Source organism: Komagataeibacter rhaeticus, from assembly GCF_011611525.1.
Classification (GTDB): Bacteria; Pseudomonadota; Alphaproteobacteria; order Acetobacterales; family Acetobacteraceae; genus Komagataeibacter; species Komagataeibacter rhaeticus.
In genome coordinates, this window is record NZ_CP050139.1 from 1,243,377 (window position 1) to 1,261,615 (window position 18,239).

Below are 18,239 nucleotides of genomic sequence, written 5' to 3' on the forward strand. Positions count from 1 at the left end.
GCCCGGCCGCGCCACCCGTTATGCGTGGGGGCGCAGGTTCTGTTTCGGGTGGGCGACCACGGCATGGGTCGCGCTGGTCAGCGGGTGAGGCACGACTTCACGGGGTTTTTTCGTCTGTCGGCGGACATAATATTCCGCCAGCCCCACAAGTCCCAGCCCGGTAAAGGCGAAACAGGCGGACAGGACGGGCAACCCGCCATAGGACCAATGGGTCTCCACGATATGGCTACCCGCCCAGGCCCCGACCGCGTTACCGAAATTGAAGGAACTCTGGTTCATGACGGCGGCGATATTGGGCGCCGCCCCCGCGCAGGCAACCACATAGGTCTGCAATGGGGCCATGGGGGCATAGATGCACACCCCCCACAGGAACAGCAGCACAAGGCAGGCCCACGGGTGCAGGCTGCCGGGCACAAGCAGTACCTGCACCACGGCCACCGTTGCCATAAGCCCGGCACATGATGGCAGCATCTTCCAGTCCGCCAGCCTGCCCCCCAGCAGGTTGCCCAGGCACAGGCCGCCCCCGATCATGAGCAGGATGCCGTCAATCGCATGCGTGCCGAAGCCGGAGCGGGTCTGCAGGAACGGGGTGATATAGGTAAACAGGGTAAACATGCTGGATGACGTGCACATCGAAACCAGCATCATGGTAATGACCAGCGGATGCAGCATGGCCCTGAACTGTGCCGATAATGGAATGGCAGGCCCGCTGGCCCTGTCCTGCGGAATCCACAGCCACATGGTGCTCCAGGCCAGCACGCCCACCGCGCAGATCAGCCAGAAGGCCATGCGCCATGATGTCATCTGCGCCACCACGGTGCCCATGGGCACGCCCAGGATCATGGCCAGCGTCAGCCCGATATAGACAAGGGACAGGGCTTCTGCCCGTCTGGCGGGGGGCACGACCTGCGCCGCCATGATGGAGGCCGCGCCATAGAACGTGCCGTGGGAGAACGATGTCAGCACACGCGCCAGCATGAGGCTGGTGTAATCCGGCGCCAGGGCGCTGCAGGCATTGCCCGCGATGAATATGCCCATTGTCAGCAGCAGCGTTGCACGGCGCGACAGGCTGTTGGTCAGGATGGCGACAAGCGGTGATGCGATGGTAACCCCGATGGCATAACCCGACACCAGCAGCCCCGCCTGTGCGATGGAGACATGCAGCCCTGCGGAAAGCTGTGGCAGCAGCCCCATGACAATGGTTTCCGTCGTGCCAAGGCCAAACGCCCCGATGGCAAGGGCCAGCAACGCAACAGGCAAGATATGCATCCTTGATTTACGGTAACGGCCATGCCGCCCCGCCGGAATAGGGGATGGACGCCATCGGGACCGATCGCGCCCGTTCCCAGCCGTAACCGTCGGCACGGCGGCCTGTCTGTCCGGGTGGGAATGGGTGGCTTTACCAGATTTTCCTTCCTGTTACCGCAGGTAAGTATCAGTAATATGGAAATATATTTTATGCATGGACCGGATATGGAAAGTGGCATGCATGCTGCCGCCACCTGGCCTGATGTCTGGTGATGGCATCCGGTGCGGGTCGTGCACCACGCACCGTACCGCCTTCGGGTCTTCCGTCCGCCTGGCCATTGGTAGAAAACGGTCGGAAAGTGGTGGGGCTGTGCTGAGGGGCAGGCTGAATCTTGTCAATTCCGGCAAGGGGCGGCATTATCTGTTTTCAATGTATGACTATGCCACCAACGCAACGATGCGGCGTGAGTGGAAAGTGCCTTTCGGGTTCCCGTCTGTGATTATGGCTACATGCTTCATTGATTTCCAGGATCAGGATGGAAGACACGAAAGAGGCCGGACTGTAAGATTTTCATATATGGATAGCTGAAAGGATTCAGGAAGAATTGCCCAGGCGCCCTGTTTCCTGTGAAGAATTCATGAATTATTATTGAATTCGAATATTTTCAATGGGTATTTTTTTGTTTTATTTGTATTTGCGGGGGGCGATTGATGACAACACGTAGGAATTTCCTGAAGTATGCTCTCATGTCCGGTGCGGCGGCTTCCGCCGCGCGGCTGCCGGCTTCCATCTCCCGCGCTTTCGCCATTGCGCCGGAAATGGGGTCCACATGGCGGGACGCCGAACATGTCGTGATCCTGATGCAGGAAAACCGTTCTTTTGACCATGTTTTCGGTACCCTGCAGGGTGTGCGTGGCTTTCATGACCCGCGTGCCATGCGCCTGCCCGACGGGAACCCGGTTTTTGCCCAGGGCAGCCGGTCCGGTGAAACCTACCTGCCCTGGCGGCTCAATATCCATGATACCCGTGTGACATGGATGGGATCAGTCCCGCATTCGCGTGACAGTCAGGTTGATGCCTGGAACGGTGGCGGCCATGATGGATGGATCGACGCCAAGAAGTCATACCATAAGGATTATGCGCATTATCCGCTGACCATGGGCCATTACACGCGTGAGGATCTTCCTTTTTACTACGCGCTGGCTGATGCCTTTACCGTATGTGACCAGAATTACTGTGGCGCCATGACCAGTACAACGCCCAACAGGCTGATGTTCTGGACCGGTACCGTGCGGGACCGGCAGGACCCCGCATCCAGGGTTTACATGCGCAATGGTGAGATACTGGAAGGGGGAATGAACTGGACCACATTCCCCGAGCGTCTGGAACAGGCTGGTGTTTCATGGAAATTCTACCAGAACGAACTGTCACAGACTGGTGGCATGAGCCGCGATGAACGGGCATGGCTGTCCAATTTCGGCTGTAATGTCCTGGAATGCTTTGACCGGTACCACATCACGGCCAATCCCGGTTTTGGTACATGGCTGGAAGAGCGTATCAGTGAATGCCAGAATCATATCGACCGGCTGAACAGTCATGAACTGCTGGTTTCCCAGACCCATGCGGAACAACTGGCCGAAGCGCATGCCCTGCTGGCCGTACTGATGCGCCGGCGGGCATCGGCAGGTGAAACACCGGAGGAACTGACCCCGGCGGAACGCAGCCTGTTTGAAAAGGCCTTTGTCACCAACAGGGGGGACCGGCATTACCGCAAGCTGGAAAAACTCAAATTTCATGATGGCAGGAAGACCATCCATATGAAGGCCCCACGCGGCGATATCCTTCATCAGTTCAGGAAGGATGTAAAAACGGGCAGGCTGCCCACGGTGTCATGGCTGGCCGCGCCCGAACATTTCTCCGACCATCCGACCTCGCCCTGGTATGGCGCATGGTACGTTTCGGAAATCATGGATATCCTGACCGACAATCCCGAGGTGTGGAAAAAAACGATCTTCATCATGACCTATGATGAAAATGATGGCTATTTCGATCATTGCTGTTCCTATGCCGCGCCCGATCCCAGGCGGCCGGAAACCGGTTGTTCCTCCCGCAGTATTGGCCAGCCGGGGCTGGAATATACGACAGCGCAGGATGAAACGGATCGGGGTGTGCCGGAACATCTGGCACGCAGTGGCCCGATCGGGCTGGGTTTTCGCGTGCCGATGATCGTCGCCTCCCCATGGAGCCGTGGGGGATGGGTCAATTCCCAACTGTTTGAACATACGTCCACGCTGCGTTTCCTTGAAGCTTTCGTGCAGGACAAATTCGGCAAGGATGTTACCGAGCACAATATTTCCCCGTGGCGTCGCGCGATCAGCGGTGACCTGACTTCATGCTTCCGCCCCTATGACGGGACCGTACCCCGCCTGCCTTTTCTTGGGCGCGATGCCTACCTGCGCACCATTGAAAAGACACGTGACCGGCCGCTGCCCGGCGGGTTCAGTGCGCTGGATGTAACCCAGGTCGCGGCCTTGCGGAACGATCCGGCAGGGCTGCGCGCCGTCCTGACGCAGGAAGCGGGCACGCGCCCCGCCTGTGCCCTGCCTTATGAACCATACTGCGATGGCGGCCTGTCGGGAGATGGCAGGCGGGTGGCCATTCGCCTGCGTGCCGGCAACACCCGTTTCGGCGCCCGTGCGGCGGGTGTGCCGTTCAACATCTACCGCCATGGCACGGGTGCTGGCGGTGGCATGCAGGCTGGCACCTATGCCGTGGCGGCCGGAGATGTGCTGGACACGGCCTTTGCCCGCACACATTCCGCCAGTGGCCGGTATGATGTGGATGTGCATGCGCCCAATGGTTTTTACCGGCGCTACAGGGGGATGTACGGCGGCCTGCGGTTACAGGTGGAATGCCGTTATCTCTGCGGGCCGGGGCAGGATCTGGTCGTGCGCGTAAGCAACCATGGTGCCAGGGCCGCTGGCCTGACCTGCACGCTGGCCCTGTCGGGTATGGCACGGTCCGTGCAGGTGGCGCCGGGCCATGTGGCTGAACTCCCATTCGATCTGGCGCTGGGCCTGCTATGGTATGATATTTCCCTGACCTGCGCGCATGAGCCGGAATTCCTCTACCAGTTTGCCGGGCGGATCGAGACCGGGCAGCCGGGGCGGACGGACCCGGTCATGGGGGGCGTGCCGTCTGCCGGATCAGGGCCGCGGCCCGCAGCGTAAGGGCCCGTGATATGCGTCGCGCCCATGGGGGGGCAGCCGCCAGCCATGGCCAGGGTCGTGCCGTCCGGGCGGGGCGTGTGCCTGGCGGGGCGTGTGATGTCGCGGGCGTCAGACGGGCTTGAGGATCTGGCTCAGGATGGTGGTGCTGGCCGGTTCACGGTGGAAATCGAGACAGCTTTCGATCCCTTCCAGATGACGGGCCATGAGCGCGGAGGCTTTCGCGTGCTTTTCCGCCAGCAATAGGTCCAGCAGGTCATTATGGTCGGATGACAGGCAGCATGTCGTGTTGTGGCGCTCATACAATGTGATGATGAGTGACATGCGCAGGATCAGTTCCTCGATAATGTTCTTGATGACCGTATTGCCCAGCTCCTCGATCAGGGTCAGATGAAACTGCCCGGATGTGTGGATCATGGCCGCCGCATCGTGGTCGGCATGGGCCTTTGCTTCCTGCGCCATGATCTTGCGCAGGCGCTCCGCGCCTTCGGCTGACAGGCTGCGATGGGGGTTGGCAAGCAGGCTGACCTCGATCAGCCGGCGGCTGGCCAGTACGTCACGGGCTTCCTGGGGGGAGGGACGGCTGACGAACGCGCCCCGCCCCGGTTCCAGCGTTACGATATGGTAACGCGAAAGCGAGAGCAGCACCCGACGGATCTTGGCGCGGTTGGAGCGGAAGATCTGGGCCAGTTCCTCTTCCGGCAGCTTGCTGCCCGGTGCAAGCCTGCGTTCAAGGACAGCCTTGCACAAAGCATCAGCAATGCGCGTTTCTTCCTTGGCTGTTGATCCCATGGCCCGCTCTCCCCCCCCTTGAACAGAAACGCATTCTGTTGCGGCAGTCTGGCGTTTGCGTCAAGAGCCTGAACATTGTAAACAATCATGGTTGACGTAAATGGTTTTCAAACCATACTGATCATGGACAGGTTCCCGTCCCGACCTGTTTTCAGTTCATGATTGGATGCCTGCCCGTGCCGCGCCTGCTATTGATCAACCCCAATACCGATATGGACATGACGCAACGCATGGCGGCCCATGCCCGGGCGCTTTTTGCCGGGACCGTTACGGTTCAGGCTGTAACCGCACGTTTTGGCGCACGCTACATAACGGACCGGGTTTCGCTTACGATTGCAGGCCATGCAGTACTGGATGCACTGGCATGCATGCAGGAGCCATTTGACGGGGTACTGGTGGCCTGTTTTGGCGATCCGGGACGGCAGGCACTGGCCAGCATCTGTCCGGTGCCGGTCATGGGCATGGCGCAGGCTTCCATCATGCGGGCAGCCCGCCTGCCGGGCCGGTTCTCCATTGTAACGGGCGGGGCGAAATGGGAACCCATGCTGGCGGAACTGGTACAGGCCATGGGGCTGCGGGACCGTCTGGCATCCATCCGTATTCTGCCCGAAACGGGGAACGTGCTGGCCCTTGATGGGGACGGTACGTGCCGTCAGCTGGTCCAGGCCTGCAATCGGGCCGTGCATGAGGACGGCGCAAGCCGAATCGTACTGGGCGGGGCAGGGCTTGCGGGTTTTGCCCCACGTATTGCGTCGCAGGTTGTGGCCCCGGTCCTGTGTTCGTTGCGGGAAAGCCTGCTGGAAGCACAACGGCAGCTTGCGCGGCCTGCACTGTCCACCACCCCCTGTCGGGGCGGGATGGAAACGGTGGGCCTGTCACCTGAACTGCAGCATTATCTGGTATCCGGGCCCGATATCTGTGTGACCCATAATTGAAATCCAATTTTGTAAACAATATGCGTTGACTCGGATTTTGGGTGCATATTATTCTCTATCCGTAACGAGACATATTGCTCTCAAGTATCATTTCCCGCCGTAATCCCGCCTGCCGTACGGGATAGACAATAAGGACACCCGCGATGTGCCTTGACGGAAAAAGTCCGACCGGATCATATTGTTTCATACATGACATGCGCACATGCGCACATGCCCGCTGCCCGCCCCGCAATCCGGTTTCCGGCTTCTTCTGCTGCTGACAGGCGCGCTGGCGCTGGGTGCGCCGCGTGGGGTGGCCCTTGCGCGCACGGTGGCGGGGCATGACGCCCATTCGCGCGCCACCACTCCCCGGCCGCAGGATACGGCCACCACGCCACCACGCGGCATACGCGCCACGGGCGCGGCCGAACAGATCCATGTAGGGGCCGCGATCGTTCATTCCGCCGATGGCGTGACCGGGCGTGCCCCCGGCGGCGGCCTGATCCAGAAGCAGACAGCCCCCAAGGCCCGCAGCACCGTCACCCCTGACTATATCATGAAACAGTCCCCGGCACAGAACGCCTATAATGCGGTCAAGCTGCTACCGGGTATCGTGGTGGCGAATACAGATCCCGCCGGGCATGAAAAATCCGCCCTGAGCATGCGTGGCCTGACACAGGACCAGATCGCGAATGTGTGGGAAGGCATGCCGCTTAGCAGTATTGGCGGCTATAACCTTGATGTGGCATGGGTAACCGATAGCGAAAATATTGGCAGCGTATCCGTGCAGCCCGGTTCGTCCAACCTTGATACGCCCGCCATTAACGGTTCGGGGGGGATGTTCGAGTTCAAGACCCGCGATCCATCCAAGAAATTCGGCGGCCTGGGTGATGTCGGTGTGGGTAACCGTGACTACACGCGCCAGTTCCTGCGCGTGGATACGGGAGAGTGGGGCAAGACGGGCATCCGTTCCTACATCTCGTTTTCCAACCAACATGACACGTTCTACCATGGCCCGGGCCAGGAAGATTTCAAGCATATCGACTTCAAGATCCTCAAGGAATGGGGTGATGGCAACCGGGTTTCGCTGGTTGGTGGCTTTACGCGCGGTATCATCGGCAATGAGCCATACTGGGACATGACCATGGCAAGCTGGCGCCAGAAGGGGCTCAAGAACGAACTGGCAGGTTCGTACAACCTGAATGACGCTGATGGCGGCACTGATTACTGGAAGCTTAACTGGCTGCATTCCAAGACCTTCAACATCGCAGCCCCCTCGCATTTCAACTTCGGGCGGCTGGGGCTGGATGTGACGCCCTATGTCGCGGCCAACCAGAAGGTTTACGGTTCGGGTTTTGAACTGAACGATCAGGTCTATGATGGATATGGCAGCAGCCCGCAATCCATTGTCATTCCGGGCCAGCAGGCCGGACAGTCCTATGGCGTGACCGAACAGTACAGCAGCCTGAATGAAATGCGTGGCGGCGTGAACGCCAAGTTGAGTTACAAGGTCGGGCATCACCATATTTACCTGGGCTACTGGTTCGATTACGACAATTCAACCAACCTGGTTGGTTATACGGGCGTAAGCAGTGGCGGGGACCCCGCGACATCATGGGGGCGGGCGCGTGACTCGCTGCGCCTGAGCAATGGCAAGGTCTTCTATTCCCAGAATTACAGCGACATTTCCACCGTCAATGGCATCTATGCGGGGGATACGGTCACACTTCTTGACGGGCGGCTGGTGCTGGACGGCGGTATGCGCGTGACCATGATCCACCGTGATGGCACGGACAACATTCCCGGCCTGCAGCGCAAGGTCAGCGCCAATGAATTCATGCCGCTGCCCACGCTGGGTGGTCATTTCCAGCTGAACAGATACGTGCAGATCTTCGGCGGTGTCTCGACCGGAGCCAAGGCGCCACCCGACAGCGCCATGATCACGACCATCAACCCCAATACCGGGCAGATCGCCAATCAGGGTGCCACCCAAATTCATGATGAATACAACATTACCGAAGAAGTGGGCGTGCGCTATACCGGGAAATATATCATCGGGTCATTTACCTACTTCCATTACAACCTGTCGCATCACCAGGTGTCCACCTCCCTGTTCCTTGGGAACGAGGCGATCGGACAGGTGATCGATGCAGGCAACCAGACCACCAACGGTTTCGATGCGGAAATCGGGACGCGGCCCATCCATCATTTCCGTCCCTATGCCTCCATGCAGTATCTTCACTCCACGATCGACAACAACATTGATGGCCTGCCGACCAAGGGCAAGATGGCGGTCAATACCCCGACCTGGGCGGCATCACTTGGCATAGATTGGGATAACGGCATATTTTTCTGGAATTATGGCCTGAACTACTTTTCAAAGCAGTATTCAACCTTCATGAATCAGGAAGCGCTGCCTTCCCTTTACACCATGAATGCAACCGTGGGCGCCCGCCTGCCGCGCAACAGCCTGGTGGGCCGTGGCCTGAGTTTTCTCAAAAGCCCGGAAATCATGCTGTGGGTCAACAACATGATCGATAGCCACGCCTATTCCGCCATCAATAGTGTCAGCCTGACCAATACGACAATCGGCAGGATTCAGGGCACCGCGCCAACCTATAACACGCTGGGCCGGTTCTCGGCGGTTGTCACGTTCCGGGCCGGGTTCTGAGCGGGCATCATGTAATGGGGCGTGCGGGCTGGTACAACCTTCACATGGCGGGTGCGCCACAGCATACTGACCGGCGGAGGTTACGCGTATGAATGTGCAGGTCCGACCGGAACCGGTTTCCCTTTCTTCCACCACACGAACAGGGGGGAATGATGACAGGCTGCGTAACCGTGACCTGCTGCCCGCAGCCATGCAGGACTGGACCTGGTATGACTATCTGTCCTTCTGGATGTCGGACGTGCATAGTGTTGGTGGCTATGTCACGGCGGGCAACCTGTTCATGCTTGGCCTGCCGGCGGGACTGGTTTTTGCGGCCCTGCTGGCTGGTGTGCTGATCGTCAATGCCCTGTGCAACCTTGTGGCGGTGCCCAGCCAGCGCACGGGCACGCCGTTCCCGGTTGTATGCCGCATGTCCTTTGGCGTGCTGGGCGCCAATATTCCCGCGCTGATCCGCGGCGTGATAGCCGTGTGCTGGTACGGCATACAGACGTGGCTGGCATCGAACGCGCTGGTGGTGCTGGCGCTGCGGCTTGCACCAGGCATGACGCCATGGGCGCAGGCTGAACGCCATGGCATGCTGGGCCTGTCCGCTGTGGGGTGGGGGGCGTTTGGCCTGTTATGGCTGGTGCAGGCCGCCATTTTCTGGCGGGGGATCGAGACGATCCGCCGGTTCATCGAACTGGCGGGGCCGGCAGTCTATGCTGTCATGATCGCGCTGGATGTGTATCTGCTCCATCGTGTGGGGTGGCGTCATTTTTCCTTTCATGTCACGGATGGCGGTGCGCCCCTGCATGGGCGCGCGCTTGTCTGGGCCAGCGTGAATGCCGTGGCGCTTGTGGTTTCCTATTTTTCGGGGCCGATGCTCAATTTTGGTGATTTTGCCCGCTACGGACGCAGCGCGGCGGATATCAGGCGTGGTAATTTCTGGGGGCTGCCGTTCAATTTCGTCGGGTTTTCAGCGCTGACGGTCTGCACCATTGCGCTGACGGCGCCAGCCTTTGGCCATGTCATGACTGATCCGGTGGAAACCGTGGCGCATATCGACAGCCTGAGTGCGGTCGTATTCGGCATGCTGACCTTCATCATTGCAACGGCGGGTATCAATATCGTGGCCAACTTCGTTTCGGCCTCGTTTGATTTTTCCAATCTTTCGCCCCGGCATATCAACCTGCGGCGTGGCGGCATGATTGCCGCCATCGGGTCCATGGCCATCATGCCATGGAAGCTGTACGGCAGTCCGCAGGTGATGCATCTGACACTTGACGTGCTGGCAACATTTATTGGCCCGTTATTTGGCATTCTGGTATGCGATTATTATATCGTGCGTCGCTGCCGGGTGGATGTGGATGCGCTTTATACAACCAGCCCGCAGGGGCGTTACTGGTATCGTAACGGGGTCAATCCAGCGGCGGTCCTGTCCCTGCTTGCCGCGGTGGTGGCAGGGGGGGCCAGTGTATTTGTGCCTGCGCTATCGGCCCTGTCCGGCTTTGCCTGGTTTACGGGGTGCCTGACCGGGGGCCTGTGCTACATCGCCTTCATGCGGCGTGCCGATCCGCTTTCCTGATGGCCCGCCAGGGCGGTATTGCCGATAGGCGGGCCAGAAAAATCTTTCTGTCCGGCCCTGGCCGACTGGGTCATGGGGGATCATTACGGGTCGTGGCCCGCTTTCTACCATACGGTAAAACCGGCATCGACACTGACAATCGCCCCCGTCATCAGGCTGGCTGCATCAGATGCCAGGAACTGCACGACTGAGGCCACCTCATCGGGCTGGCCCACGCGGTGCATGGGCGTGCCATCCAGCCAGGCGGCGTAAAGGCGTGGGTTTTCCATGCCAAAGCGGGTCAGGGTTGTCTCGATATAGGTGGGTGCCACCGCGTTCACCCTTATCCCGCGCATGGCCCATTCCGCCGCAAGCGAACGGGTATACTGGTGCACGCCGGCCTTTGATGCGTTATAGGCCGCCTGCTCCTGCGGCCGGTTGACGATCAGGCCCGACATGGACCCGATATTCACGATCGCGCCACGGCCCTGCGCCAGCATGATCCGCCCAAACGCCCGGCAGCAGCGGAAAATGCCATTAAGGTTGATATCCATCTGTTTCAGCCATTGTCCATCCGTCATGTCCTCGGCCCGGACTTCGGAAATGCAGAGTCCGGCACTGCAGACCAGGATATCGACATGCCCTTCTTCGGCGCCGATGCGCGTGGCGCAGGCATCCACCTGCGTCGTATCGGTCACGTCAAGGGCCGTGGCCGATACATCCAGCCCCTGTGCGGTCAGTTCGGTCACGGCGCGAGCCGCCAGTTCCGCATCACGATCGGCAATGATGACGCGGGCGCCAAATTCCGCCAGCGCCGTAACGCAGGCCAGGCCGATATTCCGCGCGCCACCGGTGACAACCGCGACCCGCCCGTCAAGGCGGAGTTTTTGCGTATACATATGTCTGTATCCTGAACAGGAAAGCCGTTTTCAGAGGTCCGAAAGCAGGGGATGGTCCGCTTCACGGGCCAGCGCCATGCCATCCGCGTCAAACAGGTGGCAGTGTTCTTCGCCTAATGTCAGGCGGATGGGGGTATCGGCACGGTCCGTATTGTCCCCGCCCGTCTGCACGACAATCATCTGTCCGTCAGTCAGGCGGACATGCAGCAGGGTTATCGCCCCCAGCCGCTCGCTAATCGTGACCATGCCCGTGATCGCCCCCTGCGGGTCAATCAGGATATGCTCGGGCCGGATGCCCAGCGTGCCCGCGGTGCCTGCTTCCGGCCCACCATGCCGCGTGGGGATGGAGACGCTGACCGCCCCCGCCTGAACCTGTGCCATCCCGTCGGGGGTAAGGGCATGAATACGCGCGGGCAGCAGGTTCATCGCGGGCGATCCCATGAAGCGTGCGACAAACAGGTTGCGTGGCCGGTGATAGAGTTCCAGCGGGGTGCCGATCTGTTCCACAACACCCCTGTTGAGCACCACGATCCTGTCGGCCATGGTCATGGCCTCCACCTGGTCGTGGGTGACATAGATCGTGGTGGCGCCCAGCCGCCGGTGCAGGCTGGCCAGTTCCACGCGCATCTGCCCGCGCAGCGCCGCATCAAGGTTGGACAGCGGTTCATCGAACAGGAAGACCCTGGGGTTGCGCACGATCGCCCGCCCGATCGCCACACGCTGCCGCTGGCCGCCCGAAAGCTGGCCGGGCCTGTGATCAAGGTAGGGATCAAGCTGCAGGATGCGCGCCACATCACCGATGCGCCGCCGCCGTTCGGCTTCGGGCATGCCGGCAAGCCGTAGCGAGAACTCCATGTTGCGGTAGACATTCATATGCGGGTACAGCGCATAGGACTGGAAAACCATCGCGACCCCGCGCCGTGCGGGATCGGTGTCGTTTACCCGCTGCCCATCGATCAGCAGGTCTCCGGCACTTATGTCCTCCAGCCCCGCGATCATGCGCAGCAGGGTGGACTTGCCACAGCCCGAAGGGCCGACAAAAACCACGAATTCCCGGTCCGTGATGGCAAGCGAGATGCCCTTGATGATTTCTTCATGCAGATAGGTCTTGCGCAGGTTGCGCAGTTCTACGGTCGCCATGGCATGTCTGTTCCTGTCGCTGCTACGCGGGGTGCGGGCCGCCTGGTCCTATTTCACCGCCCCGAATGTCAGGCCGCGCACAAGCTGCTTCTGGCTGGCCCAGCCAAAGACCATGATGGGGGCGACCGCCAGCGTGGAGGCCGCGGAAAGCTTGGCGAAAAACAGCCCTTCGGGTGAGGAGAAGGAGGCAATGAACGTTGTCAGCGGTGCCGCGATGGAAGACGTCAGGTTCAGTGACCAGAACGTTTCGTTCCAGCACAGGATCAGCGACAGCAGCCCGGTCGAGGCAATGCCCGGCAGTGCCAGCGGCATCAGGACCTGCGTGACTTCCTGCCAGCGGGTTGCCCCGTCCATCCGCCCGGCTTCCAGTATGGGTACCGGCACTTCCCTGAAAAAGGTGTAGAGCATCCATACCGTAATGGGCAGGTTGGTCAGCATGTATATCACGATCAGCCCCGTCCGGCTGTCCAGCAGGCCGGTGGCGCGGGCCAGCAGGTAGATCGGCACCAGCACGCCCACCGGGGGCAGCATGCGCGTGGAGAGCATCCAAAGCAGCGTCATGCGCGTGCGGGGTCCCGGCAGGAACGCCATGGCATAGGCCGCGGGAATGGACACAAGCAGGGCCACCACGGTTGCCAGGACCGAAATCACGACGCTGTTGGTGGCGAAATGCCAGTAATCCTCCCGCGCGAAAACGTCCCGGTAGCTTGAAAGCGTCGGACTGAAGAACAGGTGCGGTGGCGTGGAGATGGCATCGGGTTCGTTCTTGAAACCCGTCAGGAACATCCACAGGATGGGGAAGAACATCCACAGGGCAATGGCCCAGCCCAGGATGGTGACTACGCCCTGGCGCAGGCGTGTGCGGGTTCTTGCCATGTCAGGTCTCCAGATTGCGGGCCACGGCGCGCAGCAGGAAGGCTGCGACAATATTGGCGACGACAATGGCCACGACGCCACCTGCCGAGGCCCCGCCCACATCGAACTGCAGGAGGGCGCGCGAATAGATGAGAAACGCCAGGTTGGTCGACGCCACACCCGGGCCGCCCGCCGTGGTGACCGAGATTTCGGCGAATACCGTCAGCAGGAAAATGGTCTCGATCATGATCACGACCGTAATCGCGCGTGACAGGTGGGGCAGGGTGATGTTGATGAACTGCGCCACCATGCCCGCGCCATCCATGCGCGCGGCTTCCTTCTGTTCCGTATCCAGCGACTGGATGGCGGTCAGCAGGATCAGGACCGCAAAGGGCAGCCATTCCCATGCCACGATCATTACCAGCGTTGCCAGCGGGTAGCGTGACAGCCAGTCAACGGGTGTCAGGCCCACGGCGCGCATCATGGCGGAGTACACGCCATAGATCGGGTGCAGCATCAGGTTCTTCCACAACAGGGCGGCAACCGTGGGCATGATGAAGAAGGGCGAGATGACCAGGATGCGGGCAATGCCGCGCCCCGCGAATTCCTCGTTGTAAAGAACCGCCAGCAACGTCCCCAGCCCGACCGAGATGGCCAGCACGCCACCCACAAGTATGGCGGTGTTTTCCAGCGATGTCAGGAAATCCGGGTCCGTCAGCAGGTACCAGTAATTGCTGATACCCGCGAAGCCCTGCCGGGTCGGGTCCACAAGGTTGTAGTTGCGCAGCGAATACCACAGCGTCATGAGCAGCGGTACCACCGACCATACCAGCAGCAGCATGATGGCGGGTGACTGAAGCAGGAAACCCTGCAGGCCCCGGCCGCGGGCACCGCCGCCCGCAGGGCTGGCCGTCAGGGGGGCGCGGATTGCCACTTTGTCCATCTTCGTCCCCTTTCCTAATGCAGGTAGCCGGACTGGCGCATGGTGCGGGTCACGGATGCCTGTGCCGCGGCAAGCGCCTGTTCCACCGTCATCTGGCCCGACAGGGTCGCGGCCACGCTCTGGCCAACCTGCGTGCCGATGGCCTGGAACGGCGCAATGCCGACAAACTGCGCACCGCCATAGGGGCGTGGCTGCTTTGTCTGGCCGTTGGGATCGGCCGTGTCGATGGCGGTATGGACAAAGGCCGCGAACGGTGCCGCCTTCTGGTAATCGGGGCTGGCATAGGTGGAGATACGGGTCCCCGCAGGCACGGCCACCCAGCCTTCATGCCGGGCCACAAGCTGGACATAGGCCCTGGAGGTTGCCCATTCGATGAAGATACGGGCATCATCCGCATGTCTGGACGATGCGGGAATGGCAAGGTTCCAGCTCCACAGCCATGTCGGTCCCTTGCCATACGGCCCGATGGGGGCGGCGGCAAAACCGACCCTGTCCGCCACATGCGACTGCTTGGGGTCAAACAGCAGGCCGCCCGCGACGGTTGAATCAACCCATATGCCGCAATGGCCGCTGGCAAACAGGGCCAGGTTCTCATTAAAGCCGTTGGATGTCGCACCGGGTGGCCCGTCGGCCTTCATGGCCGATACATACCACGTCAGCGCCGCATTCCATTCCGGGGTATCGAGCATCGGCTTCCACCCATCGCCAAACCACTGGCCGCCAAACGTATTTACCAGCGCGGTGACATAGGCCATGTTCTCCCCCCAGCCCGGCTTGCCGCGCAGGCACAGCCCGTAGGTCTGGCTGTCCCTGTCCGTAATCCTGTCGGCAAAGGTGCGGATCTGGTCATAGGTGGGGTGCTGCGGCATGGTCAGCCCGGCCTTCTGAAACAGGTCGGTCCGGTAATAGGTCATGACACTTTCCGCATAGAACGGCAGGGCGTACAGCTTTGCGTCCACACTCAGCCCGGCGCGCACGGAGGGCACGATATCATCCATGTCGTAATCCGCACCGGGCCTGAGTTCGGCCAGCCATCCCTGCCTTGCCCAGATCGGCACTTCATAATTGCCAATGGTCAGGACATCGAACTGTCCCGCATGGGTGGCGATATCCGTCGTGACCCGCTGGCGCAGGACATTTTCCTCCAGCGTGACCCAGTTCAGGTGAATATCGGGATGGGCTTTTTCGAATTCACCTGACAACTGTTTCATGATGATCATGTCACCGTTATTGACCGTGGCGATGGTCAGTGTGCCGGCCGCCTGCGCGCGCCCGGCCAGCAGCATGCCGAGCACGGTCATGCCGGCCAGGATCCTGGAAGTCACCATTGCAATACCCTTTATTGATTGGTTCCGTTTTTTTTCGGTATTTGGTCTGGAGGTCCGGTTCTTGGGTTTTTCTGTAAAGCGCCACGGGAACCGTCCGGTTCCCGTGGTGCCTGTCTTATTTGTTCATGATCTGCCGGTAGCGGATCTGGTCGGCATACATCCGGGTAAAGACGCGGAATTTCCTGGCATGGAAGGGGGCGCTTCCGGCGCAGGGCCGAATTTCCGCCCGTATGCGTGCCATGCCGGCCATGGCCGCCCGGATGGAGGGATAGGCCCCCGCAGCAACCGCCCCCAGTATGGCACTGCCCAGCAAAACGGAATCCGGTTCTTCTGGCAGCAGGATGCGGCAGCCGGTGGCATTGGCGTGTTCACGCACGAAAACGGGGTTTTTCGTGCCCCCGCCCGTGGCGATGACCGTATCGATCGCATAGCCCTGTCCGTTCAGCACGCGCACTATGTCGCGCGTGCCATAGGCCAGGGCCTGTATCGTTGCCAGATACAGGACGGCCAGGTCCTGCGCCGTGGCACCCAGGCCCAGCCCGCTGATCATGCCGCGCAGGGTCGGGTCGGCATGGGGGGAACGGTTGCCATGGAAATCGGGCATGACATGCAGGGATTCCGTCAGGGTGCCGGCGGGCCGGTCGCCTTCGGCGGTGGCCAGCAGGTCGTTCAGGACCTGATAGATCGTCCTGCCTTCCTTTTCGGCCTGCTGGCGCAGGGCCGGGGTGGCGGGATGGGTGGCGATGATGAAGTCGATCAGGCTGCCGGTGGCCGACTGCCCGGCTTCATTCAGCCACATGCCGGGCAGCATGGCATCCCGGTATGGTCCCCACACACCGGGCACGAAGCGGGGCAGGGGGGAGACCGCCATGTGGCAGCTTGAAGTGCCGCCAATCAGGGCCAGGCGCCGGTTGAAATCGGGCGGCGTGTCATCGGGGGTTGCCCCCATGACACCTATGCCGCCGGCATGTGCGTCAATAGCGGAAACCGCCACGGGGGTACCCACCGGCAGCCCCAGTTCCATGGCTGCCCGCATGTCCAGCCCGTTCCCGACCTGATCGCCCAGTGCCCTGATGTCCGTGCCGATGCGGCGGTAACCCTCATCGGCCAGCATGCCGAGGCCAATGGCCCGGAAATAGGTGTCATCCCAGCGGTCTTCGTGGGCAAGGTAGGTCCATTTGCACACGGTTGAGCAGCGTGAGCGTGAAGTGGCTCCGGTTGCGCGCCAGGTCAGGTAATCCGGCAGGTCAAGGAAAAGGGCGGCGCGATCGAACACATCGGGCAGGTGGCGCCGGAGCCACAGCAGCTTTGGTGTTTCCATCTCGGGCGAAATCACGCCGCCCACGTAACGCAGCACATCGTGGTGACCTGCGTTGATCGCGGCCGCCTCCGTCATGGCGCGGTGATCCATCCACAGGATCACGTCCTGATCCGGTGCGCCGTCCGCATCAATGGAAAGTGGCTGGCCATCGGGCCCCACCACCACCAGCGAACAGGTCGCATCAAACCCGATGCCCCGCACAGCCAGCGCCTCCCCCGCCGTGTCCCGCGCCATGGGCAGGGCGATGGCGACGCTCTGGCACACCGCACGCCAGATATCAGCGGAAGACTGCTGCATGTGGTCGGTGCGTGGCCGCCACGTCCGGGTTGGCGTCGTGCCCGCGCCCAGCTTGCGTCCATCCAGTGTGAAAACGCCCGCCCGCGCGCTGCCGGTTCCCACATCAATGCCTATGACGACGTCCATCTGCCTGGTCCACTCCCTTGTGTCGCTGTGCCGGACCCTTTCTGGCCATGGAAATCCTGCCCCCGTGACAGTGGCGGGGAAGGGGGCTCATTCTCCTATGATGATTGTCTCTTCCGCGATCTTGCCCTGCAAGGCCTGTCGCGCGCGAAGCTGTGCGGGCAGGAACGGGTAGATCAGGTATTCATAGGCGGTCGCCCCCAGCAGGCCGCCAATCAGTGGCCCGGCAACCGGTACCAACCAGTAGTGACCCGCCGCGGGAAGGGCGGCCTCATGCCAGCCCGCAACATAGGCGAACAGCCGTGGCCCCAGGTCGCGGGCCGGGTTGATGGCCCACGCTTCCAGATACCCCATGGAGGCGCCAATGGCCGCGACCAGGAAGCCGATGATCAGCGCACCGAAATTGGCGCCGGGCGCCATTTCGTTATACTGTTCGGTAATGGCGAAAATGCCGAATACCAGTATGGCGGTCAGGATGATTTCATCACTGAAGGCATGCCATAGGGTTATGCCCGGCGCGGGGGCGGTAAAGAACACGCCCGCCCCGCCACCACTCATGCGGGCAAGCTGGTGCATGTCATTGAAGTGATCGATGACGGGGTAATACAGCGCATAGACCAGTGCCGCACCCAGAAAGCCGCCTACGATCTGTGCGAACCAGTAAGGGATTACCTTTTTCCATGGAAAGGCGCGATAGGTGGCCAGTGCCAGCGTGACCGCCGGGTTGGCATGCGTGCCCGAAACCGATCCGGTGGCGTAGATGGCAACGGTCACCCCCAGCCCCCATACGATGCACACGCCCCAGTAGGCATGCAGGTACGGGCTGGGATCATAGAGAAGGTACATCGCCGCCACCGAATCACCGAAGGCGATGATGATGAAAACGGCAAGCGCTTCGGAAATAAGCTCGCCCAGGAATACCCGATTCATTGGCCTG

General features: G+C 61.0%; 13 protein-coding genes. 4 read left to right on the plus strand and 9 right to left on the minus strand.

The features are described from left to right. Window positions 1-18: 18 nt before the first annotated feature. Window positions 19-1,269, minus strand: a complete 1,251-nt coding sequence (locus GWK63_RS05730; protein WP_007397997.1) for an MFS transporter — start codon at window positions 1,267-1,269, stop codon at window positions 19-21. 690 nt (window positions 1,270-1,959) lie between these two features. On the opposite strand from GWK63_RS05730, the gene GWK63_RS05735 reads away from it, so the two are divergent. Then, window positions 1,960-4,479 carry a phosphocholine-specific phospholipase C gene (locus tag GWK63_RS05735; protein WP_112209959.1) on the plus strand — a complete coding sequence of 840 codons (2,520 nt, stop codon included), beginning with the start codon at window positions 1,960-1,962 and terminating at the stop codon, window positions 4,477-4,479. A 108-nt stretch (window positions 4,480-4,587) separates the two neighbouring features. On the opposite strand, the gene GWK63_RS05740 is transcribed toward GWK63_RS05735, so the two are convergent. Further along, window positions 4,588-5,268, minus strand: coding sequence for a GntR family transcriptional regulator (locus GWK63_RS05740; protein ID WP_007398002.1), 681 nt, complete (start codon window positions 5,266-5,268; stop codon window positions 4,588-4,590). Between the two features lie 176 nt (window positions 5,269-5,444). Here GWK63_RS05740 and GWK63_RS05745 point away from each other — a divergent pair, with 176 nt between their 5' ends. The 3 genes from GWK63_RS05745 to GWK63_RS05755 all read left to right on the plus strand — a co-directional run bounded on the left by GWK63_RS05745 (window position 5,445) and on the right by GWK63_RS05755 (window position 10,417). After that, window positions 5,445-6,203, plus strand: coding sequence for an aspartate/glutamate racemase family protein (locus GWK63_RS05745; protein ID WP_223846654.1), 759 nt, complete (start codon window positions 5,445-5,447; stop codon window positions 6,201-6,203). A 202-nt stretch (window positions 6,204-6,405) separates the two neighbouring features. Then, complete coding sequence (locus GWK63_RS05750; protein ID WP_223846655.1) at window positions 6,406-8,853, plus strand: TonB-dependent receptor; 2,448 nt, start codon at window positions 6,406-6,408, stop codon at window positions 8,851-8,853. Between the two features lie 88 nt (window positions 8,854-8,941). Next, window positions 8,942-10,417 (plus strand): NCS1 family nucleobase:cation symporter-1, encoded by a 1,476-nt coding sequence (locus tag GWK63_RS05755; protein WP_007398005.1) that lies wholly within the window; start codon window positions 8,942-8,944, stop codon window positions 10,415-10,417. 104 nt (window positions 10,418-10,521) lie between these two features. Here GWK63_RS05755 and GWK63_RS05760 read toward each other — a convergent pair whose 3' ends face one another. The 7 genes from GWK63_RS05760 to GWK63_RS05790 all read right to left on the minus strand — a co-directional run bounded on the left by GWK63_RS05760 (window position 10,522) and on the right by GWK63_RS05790 (window position 18,232). Further along, the gene (locus GWK63_RS05760; protein WP_007398007.1) at window positions 10,522-11,295 is read right to left on the minus strand and encodes an SDR family NAD(P)-dependent oxidoreductase; all 774 of its coding nucleotides are present in this window, start codon (window positions 11,293-11,295) and stop codon (window positions 10,522-10,524) included. A 30-nt stretch (window positions 11,296-11,325) separates the two neighbouring features. Beyond that, a complete protein-coding gene (locus GWK63_RS05765) occupies window positions 11,326-12,435 on the minus strand; it encodes an ABC transporter ATP-binding protein (RefSeq protein WP_007398008.1) in 1,110 nt (369 codons plus the stop codon). Between the two features lie 48 nt (window positions 12,436-12,483). After that, a complete protein-coding gene (locus GWK63_RS05770; RefSeq protein ID WP_007398009.1) occupies window positions 12,484-13,311 on the minus strand; it encodes a carbohydrate ABC transporter permease in 828 nt (275 codons plus the stop codon). A gap of 1 nt (window position 13,312) precedes the next feature. Continuing rightward, window positions 13,313-14,233, minus strand: coding sequence for a carbohydrate ABC transporter permease (locus tag GWK63_RS05775; protein WP_007398010.1), 921 nt, complete (start codon window positions 14,231-14,233; stop codon window positions 13,313-13,315). Window positions 14,234-14,247: 14 nt separating this feature from the next. Further along, window positions 14,248-15,534, minus strand: coding sequence for an ABC transporter substrate-binding protein (locus tag GWK63_RS05780; protein WP_223846656.1), 1,287 nt, complete (start codon window positions 15,532-15,534; stop codon window positions 14,248-14,250). A gap of 142 nt (window positions 15,535-15,676) precedes the next feature. Further along, window positions 15,677-17,305, minus strand: a complete 1,629-nt coding sequence (locus GWK63_RS05785; RefSeq protein ID WP_007398012.1) for an FGGY-family carbohydrate kinase — start codon at window positions 17,303-17,305, stop codon at window positions 15,677-15,679. 87 nt (window positions 17,306-17,392) lie between these two features. Continuing rightward, window positions 17,393-18,232 (minus strand): MIP/aquaporin family protein, encoded by an 840-nt coding sequence (locus tag GWK63_RS05790; protein ID WP_007398013.1) that lies wholly within the window; start codon window positions 18,230-18,232, stop codon window positions 17,393-17,395. Window positions 18,233-18,239 lie beyond the last annotated feature (7 nt).

Excerpts from the sequence above, each read along its gene's own strand:
- GWK63_RS05760 (WP_007398007.1), bottom strand. The coding sequence starts at position 11,295 with ATGTATACGCAAAAACTCCGCCTTGACGGGCGGGTCGCGGTTGTCACC.
- GWK63_RS05770 (WP_007398009.1), bottom strand. The coding sequence starts at position 13,311 with ATGGCAAGAACCCGCACACGCCTGCGCCAGGGCGTAGTCACCATCCTG.
- GWK63_RS05790 (WP_007398013.1), bottom strand. The coding sequence starts at position 18,232 with ATGAATCGGGTATTCCTGGGCGAGCTTATTTCCGAAGCGCTTGCCGTT.
- GWK63_RS05750 (WP_223846655.1), top strand. The coding sequence starts at position 6,406 with ATGCGCACATGCCCGCTGCCCGCCCCGCAATCCGGTTTCCGGCTTCTT.
- GWK63_RS05765 (WP_007398008.1), bottom strand. The coding sequence starts at position 12,435 with ATGGCGACCGTAGAACTGCGCAACCTGCGCAAGACCTATCTGCATGAA.
- GWK63_RS05755 (WP_007398005.1), top strand. The coding sequence starts at position 8,942 with ATGAATGTGCAGGTCCGACCGGAACCGGTTTCCCTTTCTTCCACCACA.
- GWK63_RS05785 (WP_007398012.1), bottom strand. The coding sequence starts at position 17,305 with ATGGACGTCGTCATAGGCATTGATGTGGGAACCGGCAGCGCGCGGGCG.
- GWK63_RS05740 (WP_007398002.1), bottom strand. The coding sequence starts at position 5,268 with ATGGGATCAACAGCCAAGGAAGAAACGCGCATTGCTGATGCTTTGTGC.
- GWK63_RS05780 (WP_223846656.1), bottom strand. The coding sequence starts at position 15,534 with ATGACCGTGCTCGGCATGCTGCTGGCCGGGCGCGCGCAGGCGGCCGGC.
- GWK63_RS05775 (WP_007398010.1), bottom strand. The coding sequence starts at position 14,233 with ATGGACAAAGTGGCAATCCGCGCCCCCCTGACGGCCAGCCCTGCGGGC.
- GWK63_RS05735 (WP_112209959.1), top strand. The coding sequence starts at position 1,960 with ATGACAACACGTAGGAATTTCCTGAAGTATGCTCTCATGTCCGGTGCG.
- GWK63_RS05730 (WP_007397997.1), bottom strand. The coding sequence starts at position 1,269 with ATGCATATCTTGCCTGTTGCGTTGCTGGCCCTTGCCATCGGGGCGTTT.